The organism is Bacillus sp. A01H (genome assembly GCF_045277205.1).
In the GTDB taxonomy this organism is placed as follows: Bacteria; Bacillota; Bacilli; order Bacillales; family Bacillaceae_G; genus Bacillus_A; species Bacillus_A paranthracis.
This window is the reverse complement of record NZ_CP117702.1, coordinates 3,187,663-3,202,854: the sequence shown is the minus strand read 5'-3', so window position 1 is coordinate 3,202,854 and position 15,192 is coordinate 3,187,663. Positions and strand designations below refer to the sequence as shown.

The following is a 15,192-nucleotide window of genomic DNA, read 5'->3' as shown; positions in this document are numbered from 1 at the left end:
TAAAGGACTATGAAAATAAGTTTTTCTTCTTTACATCCTTTTGTGAATTTTTTCTATTATATCGGGGTGATGATACTATGTATGATGTGTCTTCATCCTCTTTTTTTAATTGGAGCAATACTATTAATTGTTATTTTAAATGTGATGCAAGGGAATAGCGAAAAGGTAAGAAAGATGTTACCGAGCACAATCGTTTTCTTTTTTATGGTCATTTTATTTAATTCGCTATTAACGCATAGAGGACGAACTACGTTATTTTGGTTAGGTGATAGCCGTATTAAACTTGAGGCAATTATGTTTGGAGTAGTAATGGGGTTATTACTAGTGGCGATTATGTTTACGTTTGCTTCGTATAATGATATTATTTCAAGTCATAAATTTTTATATTTGTTTTCTAGAATTTCACCGAAAGTAGCATTGTTAACGATGATTACAGTGAGATTTGTTCCTTTGTTTATGAGAAGATTACAGAAAATAACACTCGTCCAAAAGACGAAAGGTGTACAGGTAGATGCAGGTTCCATTGTGGAACGTGTGAAAAATGGTATGCAACTATTGCAAGTATTATTAATTTGTTCATTGGAAGATGCACTGCAAACGGCAGATTCTATGCAAGCTCGTGGATTTGGTGTAACGAAACGTACGACATATATTCGCTATAGAATGGAAAAACGAGATTGGTATACGCTCAGTTATTTAAGTATTCTATTTATAGTTGCTATTATATGTAGTACGTATGGTGGGGGAAAGTTAATCATTTATCCGAAAGTTGAATCTATTTTATTTCAGCAATATGATGGGATGATGTTTGTTGTATTTACGATGTTTATTAGTTTACCAATCATAATGGAAGGAAGGGAATGGATATGGTGGCGCATGCAGAAATAAACAATTTATCATTTGTATATGCTGATGAAAACGAAGAAGCGTTACAGCATATTTCTCTTTCTGTTCAAAAAGGAGAGTTTATTGCACTTGCTGGAGGATCAGGATCTGGAAAGACGACTTTATTAAAACATTTTAAAAAGGAATTACTTCCAATCGGTAAGCGTACTGGGGATACATATTATGATGGTACTTTATTAGAAAATGTACCGGATTTGTTATCTGCTCAAGAAATTGGTATGGTATTTCAAAATCCAGAAAATCAACTCGTAATGGATACAGTAATTCAAGAATTAGCGTTTTCTTTAGAAAATATTGGATTACCATCACATATTATTCAAAAAAGAATAGCAGAGCTTATTAGTTTCTTAGGATTTCAAGATTTATTGCATCAATCTGTTCATACGTTATCTGGCGGACAGAAGCAACTTGTTAATTTAGCTGCCGTATTAGTAATGCAACCGAAATTATTATTATTAGATGAACCGACAGCGCAGTTAGATCCAATTGCCGCAAAAGAGTTTTTAGGATTGTTAAAGCGTATTAATGAAGAACTTGGAATTACGATCGTTTTAAGTGAACATCGTTTAGATGAAGTAATACCACTTGCAACGCGCGTTATTTGTATGAGTAACGGCCAAATCGTGTATGACGGTAGTCCGAAAACGGTTGTAGCAAATATGTGGGAAGTAGAAAAGTTCCGGCCATTTATTCCGCAAATTCCAAGATTGTTTTTAGAGTGGAATACGAAAGATATTCCGTTTACAGTGCGAGAAGCGCAAATGAAAATGAATGATTTTTCAGCGATGTCATATGTAAGTGAGCCAATAGCACAAAGTGAAAAGCAAGAAGTCATTTTAAGTGCCGAGCATATTTCATTCCAATATGAAAAAAATAGTCCGCTCATTTTACGAGATTTAACAGTATCGATTGAAAAAGGAAAATGGGTAGCTCTCGTTGGAAAGAATGGGACAGGGAAGTCTACACTGTTAACGCTTTTAGCTGGATTGCAAAAAGCGAGAAGAGGGAAAGTAAAGTGGAATGGGAAAGTGATACATAAAGTTGATTCGAAAGAACGATTTAAAAGTATTGGGTATGTATCACAGCATCCGTATTATCATTTTACATTTGATACAGTGTGGGACGAAGTGTATGAACGAGCGCGTGAATTATATGGAGAACAAGGAAACGAAATAGCAGAACATCAGCTTAAAAAGTTTTGGCTATATGCACTTAAAGAACGCCATCCACATGATTGTAGCGGGGGAGAGCAACAACTACTTGCATTATGTACAACGTTATTATCAAAGCCGACTTTATTATTACTGGATGAACCGACAAAGGGACTCGATCCATGGAAGAAAGAGAGAGTAGGAGAGTTATTTAGGAAACTGCAAAAAGAAGGTACAACAATTGTAATGGCAACGCATGATATTGAGTTTGCAGCGAAATACGTGGATCAATGTATGATGTTATTTGATGGAGCAGTCATTATGAATGATGCACCGAAAGAATTTTTTAGTGGCAACTTCTTTTATACAACATCTATCAATCGATTCATTCGAAAAGAATTGCCATATGCATTAACGTGGGAGGATGTGTACGAAGCGTGTCCAAACGATATGTTGCATTCATAATATGTATTTTTGCAGTAATAATAGGCACATTACTCTTTACTACATTTATCATGGATGGGTATTACATGTTAAGTAGTTTGTTTTTATTAGTCGTTATTATGTTACCTTTCTATATCCGCTTTGAAAGAAAGGCGTTTGTTTCACGTGAAATTGTTCTCGTTGCCGTGTTAGCAGCAATTGCAGCAGTTAGCCGCGTACCATTTTCTATTTTACCGAGTGTACAACCGACTTCTTTTGTTATTATCGTTTCTGCAATCGTGTTTGGAAGTGAAACTGGATTTATGATCGGGGCAACAGCGGCGATTGTGTCTAATATCTTTTTAGGACAAGGTCCGTGGACGCCGTGGCAAATGTTTTCATGGGGTATGATTGGTTTTATAGCTGGATTATTACGTAATACGTTCTTAATGAAAAAGCTATGGGGAAGACTACTATACGGATTGTTTGTTGGATTTTTATTTGGCTGGATCATGAATTTCTGGGGACTTCTCGGTTTTATACGAGAGGCAACGTGGGAAACAGTCATTTCGTATTATATCGCAAGTTTTTATTTCGATTTGAGCCATGCAATTTCGAATGTTGTTTTCTTACTATTATTTAGTACGTCTTGGATTACGATTCTTACAAGATTTAAAAAGAAATATGGCATATTGGATAAGCATAACATGGTATAGAAAAGCATACTCATATAAGGTAGGGTCGCGACTTACATATTCGTTTGCCTCTTTCATGCTTCTTACATATTGTAAGGAGCATTTTTTATTGTCAAAAAATAGTCCAATATATATCCGTTACTATATAAAATTATTTGTATAATAGTAGGTGAGAATTATTTTCAAAAGGGAGGTGTATAGTTAATGAAGTTAGTTATTCCGAAGCAACATGGTGCATGGGCGATGCTTATTATACCATTTCTATTAAGTGTCATACTTGGGAAACCTACTATGTATCATATTCCATTGTTTTTAGCTTGGTTCTTTATCTATTTAGCTACGTATCCATTTCTTATGTACATAAAACAAAAACGGAAAAAAGAGTATTTACATGCTTCAATTGTATATTTTATTATTGCGTTCATATTTGGGATGATTTCTCTATTATATGAATGGCGCATTCTTTTATTCGTAATAGTCATGATTCCATTCTTTATAGTAAATATGTATTACGCTCGTCAAAAAAATGAAAGAGCATTATTAAATGACGTTAGTGCAATTATTGTTTTCTGTATAGGTGGTTTAGTTAGTTATTATTTTTCAATGAAATTGATAGATAAAACAGCATTATTTATTGCGCTTATTTCATTTTTATATTTTTTAGGAAGTACGTTTTATGTGAAAACGATGATACGTGAGAAAAATAATCCGAAGTATCGTTATATATCTTGGGGTTATCATATCATGTTAACGGTCATCGTATTTGCTATTAATCCGTGGTGCTCCCTTATTTTTATACCAAGTGTCATTCGAGCCATTATATTGTATGGCAAAAAAATTTCTATTATAAAAGTAGGGATTTTAGAAATTGTGAATTCTGTATATTTTTTAATCATAACGGCAATAATTATGAAGTATGCCATTTGAAAAAGCTTCCCACCTTATGATGGGAAGTTTTTTCAATCTTGTTCTAAAATGTGAACGGTGTAGTCGCAGCGTTGAATAGCTTGTTCGATCGCATAAAGAGATTGCTCAATACGAGCGCGATTAAAATCTTTTTCAACAGTCTGTAATGCTGCTTCTAAACATTGTTTTGCTTCTTGTAATGATTGAAAAGAGTCTTGGACATATCCGCGGGCATTTTCGTGCATTTCATAATCCTCCTTGCATACTCATATATGTATAGTATGAACAGTAAAGAAGAAAATATAATTTGTTATATTTGTTTGACAATTGAAATGAAATTACGTATAGTAAGAATTAAGTGAATATTTTCTTATCCAGAGAGGTGGAGGGACTGGCCCGATGAAACCCAGCAACCGCGATGCAGGTGCTAATTCCAGCAGAACAAATTTGTTCTGGGAGATAAGACGAAGATATATACGTAACTTCTTCTTATCGGAGAGGTTTTTTTATTGCAAAAAAAACGATTACGAAAATTTATATTAAGAAGAAAGGGGTTGCGCGTTACTGTGACACTCGAAAAATACGTAAAACTGCGTAGTACAGTTTATGAATATATGATAGAGCAAGATAAGCCGATATCATTGTTAGATATTCAAGAACATATCGTTTCGCATCATGAAGGAAAATTCACGAAAAAGATGTTACATCAATTTTATTTATCAAGACTATTAGATGAACTGAAACTGGATGGGAAAATTACATTAGCTGATGAATATCTCTATACTGAAAAAGGGGTATTTTATAAGGCGAGAAAAGGGAGCTAAGCTCTCTTTTTTTGAAGTATGTAGAGTAAAAGACTGCTTAAGCAGCCTGATACAGGGAATGGTGTTGAGTGTGTAGTGTCAAAGATTGAATGTGCCTGAAAGAGGCACTTCATATCGGCTGCAAATGAAAAGAGACACCTTCGCCGAATAGGTGTCAGTCGTTTTGTCATATAGACTTGCTATTTGACAGTTATTAGAATAACATGCACAGGTTTGGAAGTCAAAAGGGAATTAAAGGAAGAGGTGTTGTTATGTACGCTTATTTGTTACATGATATAACAAAATGGATTCCTAAGTACATTATGGATAAAGGGTATGAATATTATGAAGAAGGACATGTAGAAGATGTTGAAATACAAGACAAGAAAATATTTGCTTTCGTTACTGGAAATGCAGGAGACTATGAAGTGATTATTGATCTTGAAGATTTTACAGAAAGTAGCTGCGAGTGTCCGTATGAGAATCTTTGCAAACATATGGCGGCAGTTGTTTATGATATTCAAAGTGCTGGTGAGAGTGCAGTGAAAGAGAAACTAAAAGAGTTAGAAAAGGAAGAGTTATTAACGGTACTACATCGCTTGTTACAGAGTTCAAAAAACGTGCAAATTGTAGAGAAGATGTTAAAGAAGGGGAAACTTTAACTTATAAAGGGAGTTGTTTTGTAGTGAATGTACTTATTGTATACGCTCATCCTAGTCCTTCAAGTTTTAACGCGGCAATTTTAAATCATGTGCAAAAAGGACTACAGGAAACAAATCATTCAGTTACCGTACTTGATTTATATAAGGAGCAATTTGATCCAGTCCTTGTATTTAATGAAGAGAAGAAAAGACGTGACTTAGTAAATGAAGAAGAAACAGCTCGGTACAGGACATTAGTAGAAGAAGCGGATATGCTTCTATTCATCTATCCGATATGGTGGTGGGGGATGCCAGCTATTTTAAAAGGATTTATTGATCGTATTTTCGTTGCTGGATTTGCTTATAAATATGAAGGTGCTCTGCCTAAAGGGTTATTGAAAGGGAAGAAGGCGTGGGTGATTAATACGCTAGATTCACCGTTATGGTACGTCGCACTATTATATCGATCAGCAGATTGGATTATAATGAAGAGAGGTGTCTTACGTTTTTGCGGCATTCGCGATATAAAACGGTCAGTATTTCAATCTGTGAAAACGAGTAAACGAGAGAAGCGGGAAAAGTGGTTATTACAAATAGAAGAAAAGGCTCGTACATTATGAATGAAATCGATCGAATTATAAACTGTTGTGGGTATGATAACGAACTTTTTCGAACGTATATTACATGTTTACTTCAATTGAAGAAATGTAGCGAAACATTTCAGCAAATTCAAATACAATTAAGAAATGACTACTTGATAAGAGGAATTTGTGAAAGAGAAGTGGATGAAGTAGTAAGGGGAAGTAAAGAATATGATACATATTTTCTTCCTAAAGCATTACAGTGGGATTTCCTTAAGAACAATCCACATTTAATTGAAAAAGTATGTGAAGATTTTTTTGTATTTGAGGCATTACATCTTACGGAGATAGAGTGGAAGACCATAATAAATTGCGTGGGAAATAAATGATTTATTATGTAAAAAAGCTAGTATAAAACTAGCTTTTCGTTTAAATAAATAAGAAACATAGACTAATGATAAAACCTGCATATAGTAAGTTCACAACGCAAAATCCCATAATATCACGAGCACCTAAACCAGCTATCGCTAATGCTGGTAATGCCCAGAAAGGTTGAATTAAATTTGTCCAAGCATCGCCCCACGCAATGGCCATTGCTGTTTTTGCAGCAGGTACACCAAGTTCAGCGCCAGCTGGAATCATAATGGGTGCTTGCACAGCCCATTGACCGCCACCAGATGGAACGAAAATATTAACGATGCCAGCACTTAAAAAAGTAAAGAGCGGGAAAGTCGTTTCGTTTGAAATGCTAATAAAGAAATTCGAAATAGCTCCTCCAAGTGAAAGGCCTTCACTATTTGCTCCAATCATCATCCCCATAATTCCTGCGTAAAACGGAAATTGAAGTAGAATGCCAGAAGCGCTTTTCGTAGAGTCTGAAAAAGCGCGAATATATTGAATCGGAGTACGGTGGAAAACGAGTCCAGCAATTAATAACATAAAAATAACGATGTCTAGCGTAAGGTTAAAGCCTTTCGTATAAAAGTAGTTGAAAATATAAATGAGACCTAACAATCCAACGCAAAGTGTAATAATGATACTATTTTCCATTTTCTCAGCGAACGTATTTTTCCCTACCTCTTGAGCGGCAGCTTCTTCATGAAACACGCTAGGGTCTACTGTAATCGTATGTTTTTCATCTGGATGCATCGCCTTATTAATGAGAGGCATCGTAACTAAAAAGATAATAACTGGAACGAGGGCGTATGGTGAGAATAACGTTTCAGTGATTGGAATCGCTTCTTTAATACTTCCAGCTGTCGTTTTAATTAACGTTTCTCCGCCTGTTGCTAACGTAAGAGGGATAGAAGCAGAAAGCCCCGCATGCCAAATGAGAAATCCAGAGTAAGAGAAGCAATTGCCAGTCTATAATCTAATCCTTCCAGCTGTCTTGCTACTTCTTTTGCATATAAAACAGATACAACAATACCAAATCCCCAGTTTATGTACGCCCCTAGTAAACTTACGATTGAAATGGCAATAATACCTTGTCCATTCGTTTTCGGTAGTCTTGCCGCTTTCGTTAATCCTTTTTTAATAAGAGGGGCGTTTGCTAAAGCAGATCCTGTCACGAGTACAAGTGCCATTTGCATAGAAAAGGCGAGAAGTCCCCAAATGCCATTACCCCAGTGATTAATCATTTCCACAGGTGTTTGATGCGTTGCAAACATACCAAAGAAGATAACGAAAACAGTTAATAAACATGATAAAATAAACGGTTCTGGCAAGAAGCGTTGCACTAAGGCGACGCAACCATTAGTAAAAGAACGAAACAAAATAGATCAACCTCCTTATGTATATGTATTACAATTATTCGAGGTTGTTTCGTTCATAACCTCTTAAAAGTAGAAAATTCTGATATTTTTAGAAGGATTGAAATATGTTCAAGAAGAGTGGTAGCATCATCACCCTGACAGAAAAAGTTGCTTTTTCCCTAATATGAAATATTGCATATAAAAATGAATTGATGCAAATGTAAAAGCTTATTATAATGAAAGCATAAATATACAACACATCTTAATACAGCAAAGAGGAGGAAGGAATATGGAAATCGCAATGGCAGTTTTAAAATTTTTAGGTGGAGTAATTCCTTTAGTTCAAGAACTTTTAAAAGCGTTTATGTAAGTTTATTCGTTAGCTATCATATATCTATCATTATTATATCTTACTAAAAAAAGAATGGGGTGATTTTTCTGAAGATTAAGAAAAATACCAAGAAAAGAAAGTTCCTTACATGTGTATTAGTTAGTCTATGCACTCTTAATTATTCATCTATTTCTTTCGCAGAAACACAAATCGGTCATGCAAATGATATAAATAAAAATGCTAGTAGCATTGATACTGGTATAGGGAATCTTACATATAATAATCAAGAGGTTTTAGCTGTAAATGGTGATAAAATAGAGAGTTTTGTTCCGAAAGAAAGTATCAATTCAAATGGTAAATTTGTAGTAGTGGAACGTGAGAAAAAATCACTTACAACGTCACCAGTCGATATTTCGATTATTGATTCTGTAGCGAATCGTACGTATCCAGGAGCTGTACAACTTGCCAATAAAGCTTTTGCAGACAATCAACCGAGTTTATTAGTGGCTAAGAGAAAGCCTTTGAATATTAGTATAGACTTACCTGGTATGAGAAAAGAAAATACAATCACTGTCCAAAATCCGACATATGGTAATGTAGCTGGAGCAGTAGATGATTTAGTATCTACTTGGAATGAAAAGTATTCCGCAACACATACGTTACCTGCAAGAATGCAGTATACAGAATCTATGGTTTATAGTAAATCACAAATCGCAAGTGCTCTTAATGTTAATGCTAAATATCTTGATAACAGTCTAAATATTGACTTTAATGCAGTTGCAAATGGAGAAAAGAAAGTGATGGTGGCGGCATATAAACAAATATTTTATACTGTAAGTGCTGAACTACCTAATAATCCATCTGATCTCTTTGATAATAGTGTTACTTTTGATGAGCTAACTCGTAAAGGAGTAAGTAATTCGGCTCCACCTGTTATGGTTTCAAATGTAGCTTATGGTAGAACGGTTTATGTAAAATTAGAAACAACATCTAAGAGTAAAGATGTACAAGCTGCTTTTAAAGCTTTACTGAAGAATAACAGCGTCGAAACGAGTGGACAGTACAAAGATATTTTTGAAGAAAGTACCTTTACTGCTGTCGTATTAGGTGGAGATGCGAAAGAGCATAACAAGGTTGTTACAAAAGATTTCAATGAAATCCGAAATATCATTAAAGATAATGCTGAATTAAGTTTTAAAAATCCAGCATATCCAATTTCATATACAAGCACGTTCTTAAAAGATAATGCAACTGCTGCTGTTCATAACAATACAGATTATATCGAGACGACAACTACAGAATATTCAAGTGCAAAAATGACACTTGATCATTACGGTGCTTACGTTGCACAATTTGATGTATCTTGGGATGAATTCACATTTGATCAAAATGGGAAAGAAGTACTAACACATAAAACATGGGAAGGTAGTGGCAAAGACAAAACAGCCCATTACTCTACAGTAATCCCTCTTCCACCAAATTCAAAAAATATAAAAATCGTAGCAAGAGAATGTACAGGTCTTGCATGGGAATGGTGGAGAACCATTATTAATGAACAAAATGTTCCATTAACAAATGAAATAAAGGTTTCAATTGGAGGAACAACATTATATCCGACGGCTAGTATTAGTCATTAGGTTGGAGCAAAGCGCCCTGTTTATAGGGCGCTTTTTTACTTAGGTGAAAGTGATTGGCGTTTCTAAAATATATCTGTGGTTCCTACCCAATTTATATTTTACTCTAATAGAGGGACTGTCACATGCCCATTAAATGTTTACTTTTATCCTTTATGACAATGCCTTTCTTCTTTTCACGTATTGTTTGGTTTTTCAGACGTGTTTGTGTTTGATCATCTGTTAAACGATGGATCATGACACGTGTTGGAAATTTCTGCTTTTGACCAATATATGCCTCGGTGATTTCCAATGTTTCACCGGGGATTAGACCAGACATCATTTGTGTCATATCAAGCTAGATGTATTCTGTTTGCGTTTTTAACGTATCATTATTGAAGTATTGTGGAGCAGAGTTCTTGATATAAATGCGAGTATTCAACTTCAACCGTGAGATATAGTAAGCCTTTTTATCATGAATGGTTTGTAAATCTCTTACATCGAAGTAACCAAGATCGCGTGAACACAAATCGCCTGCTTCTACGGTTTCAAGATAGATAGTACCGTATGTTTTATCATGATTCTTTCCTGGCCAAGCTGCATGTTAAGGAATTAACCACTAAGTAAATCATATTCCAATTGAATTTTCATGCCTGCCTTATTACTATATCCGCCTGAACCTTGATAGTCAGTGGCGAATTGATCAGGCAATGGATACAAATTTATTTTAGGCTGATAGCAATGTGACTATACCTTATTTTGGAAAATTGACAATGGAAAGAGACGCGAATATAATAATCGTAGCAACTATAGTCATGTCTATTATAAAGGGGGCCGACCATGGAATTAGAAAAATATATGGGTGTTAATGTACAGCGTGCGGCTCTTAAGCTGAATAACTATTATCAAAAAGTGGTGAATCCTTTTGATATTACGGTGGATCAGTGGGAAATATTGGTCGTTCTTTGGGAAAAAGAAGGGATTACCCAAAAAGAGCTTGCTGAAAGACTGCACAAGGATCAGACAAACGTTGCACGAATGCTTTTCAAACTGGAGAAGAAAGAATTTATTTATCGTGTAGTCCATGAAACGGATCGAAGGTCTTTACGTGTATATTTGACTCCTAAAGGCCGCGAAAGTAAAGATGAAATTCTTTCTCCATCCATAGAGGCGTATAAGAACACCATCAAGGGTTTGTCTGAAGAGGAAGTAGAAACATTTAGGAGAATTCTTTCTGTAATGTATAACAATGTAAAGGATTTATAATCAGAGAGAAGAGTAAATGAATGCATTTCAATCTTAAAAGAAGGGGGGGAGGTACTGGAGCGCACACCACAAACATTGGAGTATTTTTTATCCGAGAGTGGCAATGAAGTTGAAGAAACCTATAATGTCCGTGAAGTGATTGAACATCTCATTGAGGGAGAGAAAAATAATTGGATACCGCGATTAGAATTTATTCTGAAGGTAGATGAAAGTAAACGGTTCCCCTCATTTGAGTGTTTTTCTCACTCTGATTAAAAATCGGAAAAATTAATCGAATTCAAAGGCTTGCACCATGATTTCGGTGTCGTTATATTAAGGTGTTTTAAAAGGAACTTTATAGAATCGATGAGTCGGACTAGTAAGTGTTAATAGATGGGATATATAGTTGCTGCGACCATTATAATCAAGACTACTATTTCTTTGATTTTTTATAGAAAATATATTAATAGATTAAATACTTGTCGTGTCAAGTATTGCTATGACAATGATAATGAGGAGGATACAGGATGGATATGTTAGATAAAAGTATCGGGATTTTTGACGCTAAGTATAGAGCTCTGACCATAGGAATCATACTTGCTGTGACTACCGTGGCATTTGAAGGACTGGCGATTACCACTATTGCTCCAAAATTAGCGCAAAATTTGCATGCCCTTCATTTGTATGGCTGGATATTCAGTTCTTTTCTTTTGGCACAAATCGTCGGAACCATGATTATAGGTCAGCGAATTAACAAAAACGGCGTTTTTACATCGTTTGTAGCTTCAATCCTATTTTTCGTGATTGGCATTGTTATTGCGGCTACCTCCGTGAACATGGTTATGCTAATCGTAGGGAGAGTGTTTCAGGGGTTTGGAGCAGGAGCAATCATTACGTGCGTATATTATAGCATTACTTTAGGTTATCCCGATAAGCTGAGAACGAAAATACTTGCCGTGTTTTCAAGTGCTTATATTTTACCTGCCTTAATTGGACCCTATATCGCTGGACTTTTAGCTGAGTTTTTCTCCTGGAGAGTTGTTTTTTGGCTGGTGCTTCCTTTTATTGGTTTGGCTGTAGTACTGACGCTTCCCGCTTATCGCAAATTTTCGGTGAAGGAAAAAGAAACTTCTAAAAATATCCGGAAAGAAGGATATGCGGTGGTGCTGACCATTGGAACGGGCTTATTGATGATGGGCCTTGGTTCTATAACTGATTGGAAGGGTATGGCGCTTTCAGTGGTGGGGGTGTTTTTCATGATTCAACCTTTGCGAAAGTTGCTGCCTGGAGGTACTTTTAGTGCAAGGAAAGGTTTGCCTGCGACTATTGCGTCAAGAGGTTTGTTTGTAGCTTGTTATACTGCCACCGAAAGTTATGTTGTCCTAGCATTGACAGAAGTGAAAAAAATGCCCGCAGATTTGGCTGGGTTAATTGTAGCCGCGGGTGCATTAAGTTGGTCAATGGCAGCTTGGATTCAGTCGAAGCTTGATGCCAAAGACCACGGGACAGGTCGAAACAAACGGGTAACGGCTGGTATTTGTTTTATGGTCATTGGTGTTGCCGCTGTTATGCTAGCTGTAGGTTGGCCAGGAGGGGGAATCATATTTGCAGTGATTTCGCAAATTTTCATCGGATTTGGTATAGGGTTAGCACATCCAACCACCGGAGCTATTGCATTGCAGCATGCGAATGCAGGGGAAGAAGGAGAGATATCTGCCAGCCTTCAATTTACAGACGCATTCAGTCCAGGTCTAAGTATAGGAATTGGCGGTGCTTTCATTGCCGTTAGCCAATCGCTAAATTTTGGATTGTTAACGGGAATTCTATTGGCTTTGTCCCTTCAATTGTTTTTCGTCATTCTGAGTTTGTCGATATCCTTTCGTATAAATAAGGAGAAATTAGCCTCTGAGGACGATTTATCCATATCGAAATGATGTTCGATGAGACCAGAAATAGAAATGCATAATATTAAGGTTTGGCGCTTCGGCTTAGGTGCTTTAAAAAATAGACTTGAAGTTTAAAAAATTAATCCAGTTTCTAATAATTCTAATGGGTTAGGACTGGGATACCATCACATACAATCTTGTCTTCTGTGCGAGGCGTTGAAGAACATGTGGATATAGGTATCGTTTTAGTTCTCTTTAGCGAATAAATGAAACTCATCTTGAATCAATAGATTCATATAAAAACGCCATCCTTTCTGTATATTTCTACAAAAAGAATAGCGTTTTTTTTGGATACCATTTTTTAGCTTGATAGGCATGTGACGCTACTACCAACAGCCTATGAAATTTAAGTAATTAAATGTAAAATCTATATAGAAGATTATATAAATTTATAAGGAACTCTAGATATATTATTCTACAATTAGGCCAAATGATAGAGTGAAAGCTTTACTATGTCTAAAACGATTTAGAAACACGAGGAGAGGATTACATTGACTATTTATGAGCAATTTATAGAGGCACTTCAAGAAAAAATAGGCGATATTGTAACATCTGCAGAGATAAAGGACAGATTAACAACAAAATTTAATACGAAACCGGGGAGTATGAATCCTGCTGATTATTGTTATAACCGTTATAACAAAGGAAGAGATGTTAATAAAAATCTGTTTATATATATAAACAAAAAAACTTATAGATATGTAGGTGAAAATTATCCTTATACTGGATTAGTTTTTCACAAGCCTAAAGGGGCAGAGTTTGAATCTGTTGTAGGTGAGTGGGATACTGGGAAACTTCTTTTCTATAAGGATAAGGATCAAATAGGAATCTCACAAATTAAAAAGTTATATGAAAAATACTTTGAAATGTTAAGATTTGAAATGAATATTCTTGGTTGTAAGGCGACTGAATTAAGACATCTTATAGGACGTCTAGGTGAATTTTTTTGTGTCCTTTACACGAATGGTGAGCTATCCAAAGTGACGAATCAGCATGGATATGATGTCATTAAAGATGGAAGAAGAATAAGTGTTAAAACAACTGCCCAAGAAAAAGGGTTTATCACAATCAATCAAAATACATTTGACCAATTCGATGACTTCTTCGTAGTTCAGTATAAAGATGATGATTTGAAAGTAATATTTTATGGGCCAAAGGAAGAGATTCCATCACTTAGACCATATGGGAATACTTATGAGGTTGATATACATTCTTTAAAGAGAGTAGAAAAGACACTCGTATAAGGGTGTCTTTTTTTGCAGAAGTAAGCAGCTCCAACGATGATTATTCAGCTTTGTAATTGTTATAGGAATCATATGAAATAAAAAATATTAGTGCGCAGTGACTAATATTTTCTATCCAGCCCCATCAAGCTAAAAAAGAACATATACTAACATATTCTTATAGAGCTGCATGTAACTTTTTTAAGGCTTCATGCATCAGTGTGGTTCTATACATTCACTTGATTGTTGAATATGCAGGAATGTTCCTCATTGCTCTCATGTTTATCTGTTTTGAGATAAAATTTAGAAAATTTGAAATGTTAGTTGTATACATTGTGTTAAATATTGTAAAATGAAATGGTACCAAAAAAACTAAATTGGTACCAAAGGTTTAGGGGGCGGATTATGAAACAAAGAATAGTAACAGAAACCATTCATCAAATTCAAACGAAGGGGTTTACATTTACAATTAGTGATTTAGCAAAACAATTAGCTGTCAGTAAGAGGACAATCTATGAGCACTTTTCTTCAAAAGATGAAATAGTAGATGAAGTTATTCGTAATGTAATAGAAAGTATTCAAGAAAAGGAAAAAAATATCGCTGAAGATGATACGTTACAAATAGTTGAAAAAATAAGACTCATCTTAATTTGCATTCCACAACAATTTACATTCATGGATGCACGTTTATTAGTAGAACTAAAAAAACATCATTATTACCAATGGTTAAAATTAGATGAGTTTTTACGTGAAGGCTGGTCTACTGTAATTGGTTTAATAGAAGAGGGAATGAGAGAAGGTAGCATAAGAAAAATTCAAATTCCGTTTTTTATTGAAGTGTATTTAGGGGCACTGAATCGCATATATGATCCTATGTTTATTGAAAAGAGTGATTATACATTGGGAAGTATGCTTGAATCGATTATGGACATGTTACTATATGGCATTTCTAATTCGAAATAGAAGGTGGGAGA

At 35.2% G+C, this 15,192-nt stretch carries 14 protein-coding genes, 2 pseudogenes and 1 riboswitch; of the genes and pseudogenes, 13 read left to right on the top strand and 3 right to left on the bottom strand.

The features are described from left to right. Window positions 1-9: 9 nt before the first annotated feature. From PSR14_RS16880 to PSR14_RS16865, 4 genes are all read left to right on the top strand, one after another. On the top strand, window positions 10-888 hold the full coding sequence (locus PSR14_RS16880; protein ID WP_002163588.1) for an energy-coupling factor transporter transmembrane component T: 879 nt from the start codon (window positions 10-12) through the stop codon (window positions 886-888). Beyond that, a complete protein-coding gene (locus PSR14_RS16875; RefSeq protein ID WP_033688067.1) occupies window positions 861-2,522 on the top strand; it encodes an ABC transporter ATP-binding protein in 1,662 nt (553 codons plus the stop codon). Before PSR14_RS16880 ends, PSR14_RS16875 begins: the two co-directional genes overlap by 28 nt. Continuing rightward, window positions 2,495-3,196, top strand: a complete 702-nt coding sequence (locus PSR14_RS16870; protein WP_073541212.1) for an ECF transporter S component — start codon at window positions 2,495-2,497, stop codon at window positions 3,194-3,196. The genes PSR14_RS16875 and PSR14_RS16870 overlap by 28 nt, the downstream gene beginning before the upstream one ends. Before the next feature lie 183 nt (window positions 3,197-3,379). Further along, window positions 3,380-4,102, top strand: a complete 723-nt coding sequence (locus PSR14_RS16865; protein WP_000779951.1) for a YwiC-like family protein — start codon at window positions 3,380-3,382, stop codon at window positions 4,100-4,102. Window positions 4,103-4,134: 32 nt separating this feature from the next. On the opposite strand, the gene PSR14_RS16860 is transcribed toward PSR14_RS16865, so the two are convergent. Then, window positions 4,135-4,326: a hypothetical protein gene (locus PSR14_RS16860; RefSeq protein WP_000545001.1), complete on the bottom strand. Its 192-nt coding sequence runs from the start codon at window positions 4,324-4,326 to the stop codon at window positions 4,135-4,137. Window positions 4,327-4,448: 122 nt separating this feature from the next. Next, window positions 4,449-4,547: riboswitch (SAM riboswitch) on the top strand. Between the two features lie 100 nt (window positions 4,548-4,647). Between PSR14_RS16860 and PSR14_RS16855 the strand changes: the two genes are divergently transcribed. The 4 genes from PSR14_RS16855 to PSR14_RS16840 all read left to right on the top strand — a co-directional run bounded on the left by PSR14_RS16855 (window position 4,648) and on the right by PSR14_RS16840 (window position 6,495). Further along, window positions 4,648-4,905, top strand: coding sequence for a hypothetical protein (locus PSR14_RS16855; protein ID WP_000171478.1), 258 nt, complete (start codon window positions 4,648-4,650; stop codon window positions 4,903-4,905). Window positions 4,906-5,108: 203 nt separating this feature from the next. Continuing rightward, window positions 5,109-5,546: an SWIM zinc finger domain-containing protein gene (locus tag PSR14_RS16850; RefSeq protein WP_001997853.1), complete on the top strand. Its 438-nt coding sequence runs from the start codon at window positions 5,109-5,111 to the stop codon at window positions 5,544-5,546. 23 nt (window positions 5,547-5,569) lie between these two features. Next, window positions 5,570-6,145, top strand: a complete 576-nt coding sequence (locus PSR14_RS16845; RefSeq protein ID WP_001101676.1) for an NAD(P)H-dependent oxidoreductase — start codon at window positions 5,570-5,572, stop codon at window positions 6,143-6,145. Continuing rightward, entirely contained in the window at window positions 6,142-6,495 is a 354-nt protein-coding gene (locus PSR14_RS16840; RefSeq protein ID WP_113732908.1) for a group-specific protein, read from the top strand. The genes PSR14_RS16845 and PSR14_RS16840 overlap by 4 nt, the downstream gene beginning before the upstream one ends. A gap of 40 nt (window positions 6,496-6,535) precedes the next feature. Here PSR14_RS16840 and PSR14_RS16835 read toward each other — a convergent pair. Further along, window positions 6,536-7,881 (bottom strand): annotated as a pseudogene (locus PSR14_RS16835) (short-chain fatty acid transporter). A gap of 408 nt (window positions 7,882-8,289) precedes the next feature. Here PSR14_RS16835 and alo point away from each other — a divergent pair. Continuing rightward, window positions 8,290-9,828 (top strand): anthrolysin O/cereolysin O family cholesterol-dependent cytolysin Alo, encoded by a 1,539-nt coding sequence (alo, locus tag PSR14_RS16830; protein WP_073541206.1) that lies wholly within the window; start codon window positions 8,290-8,292, stop codon window positions 9,826-9,828. A gap of 121 nt (window positions 9,829-9,949) precedes the next feature. Here the strand turns inward: alo and PSR14_RS16825 are convergent. Then, window positions 9,950-10,524 (bottom strand): annotated as a pseudogene (locus PSR14_RS16825) (transposase); the annotation flags it as partial. Window positions 10,525-10,644: 120 nt separating this feature from the next. On the opposite strand from PSR14_RS16825, the gene PSR14_RS16820 reads away from it, so the two are divergent. From PSR14_RS16820 to PSR14_RS16805, 4 genes are all read left to right on the top strand, one after another. Then, the gene (locus tag PSR14_RS16820) at window positions 10,645-11,070 is read left to right on the top strand and encodes a MarR family winged helix-turn-helix transcriptional regulator (protein ID WP_000418191.1); all 426 of its coding nucleotides are present in this window, start codon (window positions 10,645-10,647) and stop codon (window positions 11,068-11,070) included. Between the two features lie 506 nt (window positions 11,071-11,576). Then, window positions 11,577-12,983: an MFS transporter gene (locus tag PSR14_RS16815; RefSeq protein WP_000367359.1), complete on the top strand. Its 1,407-nt coding sequence runs from the start codon at window positions 11,577-11,579 to the stop codon at window positions 12,981-12,983. Between the two features lie 503 nt (window positions 12,984-13,486). After that, complete coding sequence (locus PSR14_RS16810) at window positions 13,487-14,239, top strand: DUF6998 domain-containing protein (protein ID WP_000158219.1); 753 nt, start codon at window positions 13,487-13,489, stop codon at window positions 14,237-14,239. A 384-nt stretch (window positions 14,240-14,623) separates the two neighbouring features. After that, window positions 14,624-15,181 carry a TetR/AcrR family transcriptional regulator gene (locus PSR14_RS16805; protein ID WP_000813654.1) on the top strand — a complete coding sequence of 186 codons (558 nt, stop codon included), beginning with the start codon at window positions 14,624-14,626 and terminating at the stop codon, window positions 15,179-15,181. Window positions 15,182-15,192: the final 11 nt, after the last annotated feature.

Excerpts from the sequence above, each read along its gene's own strand:
- PSR14_RS16840 (WP_113732908.1), top strand. The coding sequence starts at position 6,142 with ATGAATGAAATCGATCGAATTATAAACTGTTGTGGGTATGATAACGAA.
- PSR14_RS16820 (WP_000418191.1), top strand. The coding sequence starts at position 10,645 with ATGGAATTAGAAAAATATATGGGTGTTAATGTACAGCGTGCGGCTCTT.
- PSR14_RS16850 (WP_001997853.1), top strand. The coding sequence starts at position 5,109 with ATGCACAGGTTTGGAAGTCAAAAGGGAATTAAAGGAAGAGGTGTTGTT.
- PSR14_RS16860 (WP_000545001.1), bottom strand. The coding sequence starts at position 4,326 with ATGCACGAAAATGCCCGCGGATATGTCCAAGACTCTTTTCAATCATTA.
- PSR14_RS16865 (WP_000779951.1), top strand. The coding sequence starts at position 3,380 with ATGAAGTTAGTTATTCCGAAGCAACATGGTGCATGGGCGATGCTTATT.
- PSR14_RS16805 (WP_000813654.1), top strand. The coding sequence starts at position 14,624 with ATGAAACAAAGAATAGTAACAGAAACCATTCATCAAATTCAAACGAAG.
- PSR14_RS16875 (WP_033688067.1), top strand. The coding sequence starts at position 861 with ATGGATATGGTGGCGCATGCAGAAATAAACAATTTATCATTTGTATAT.
- PSR14_RS16880 (WP_002163588.1), top strand. The coding sequence starts at position 10 with ATGAAAATAAGTTTTTCTTCTTTACATCCTTTTGTGAATTTTTTCTAT.
- PSR14_RS16815 (WP_000367359.1), top strand. The coding sequence starts at position 11,577 with ATGGATATGTTAGATAAAAGTATCGGGATTTTTGACGCTAAGTATAGA.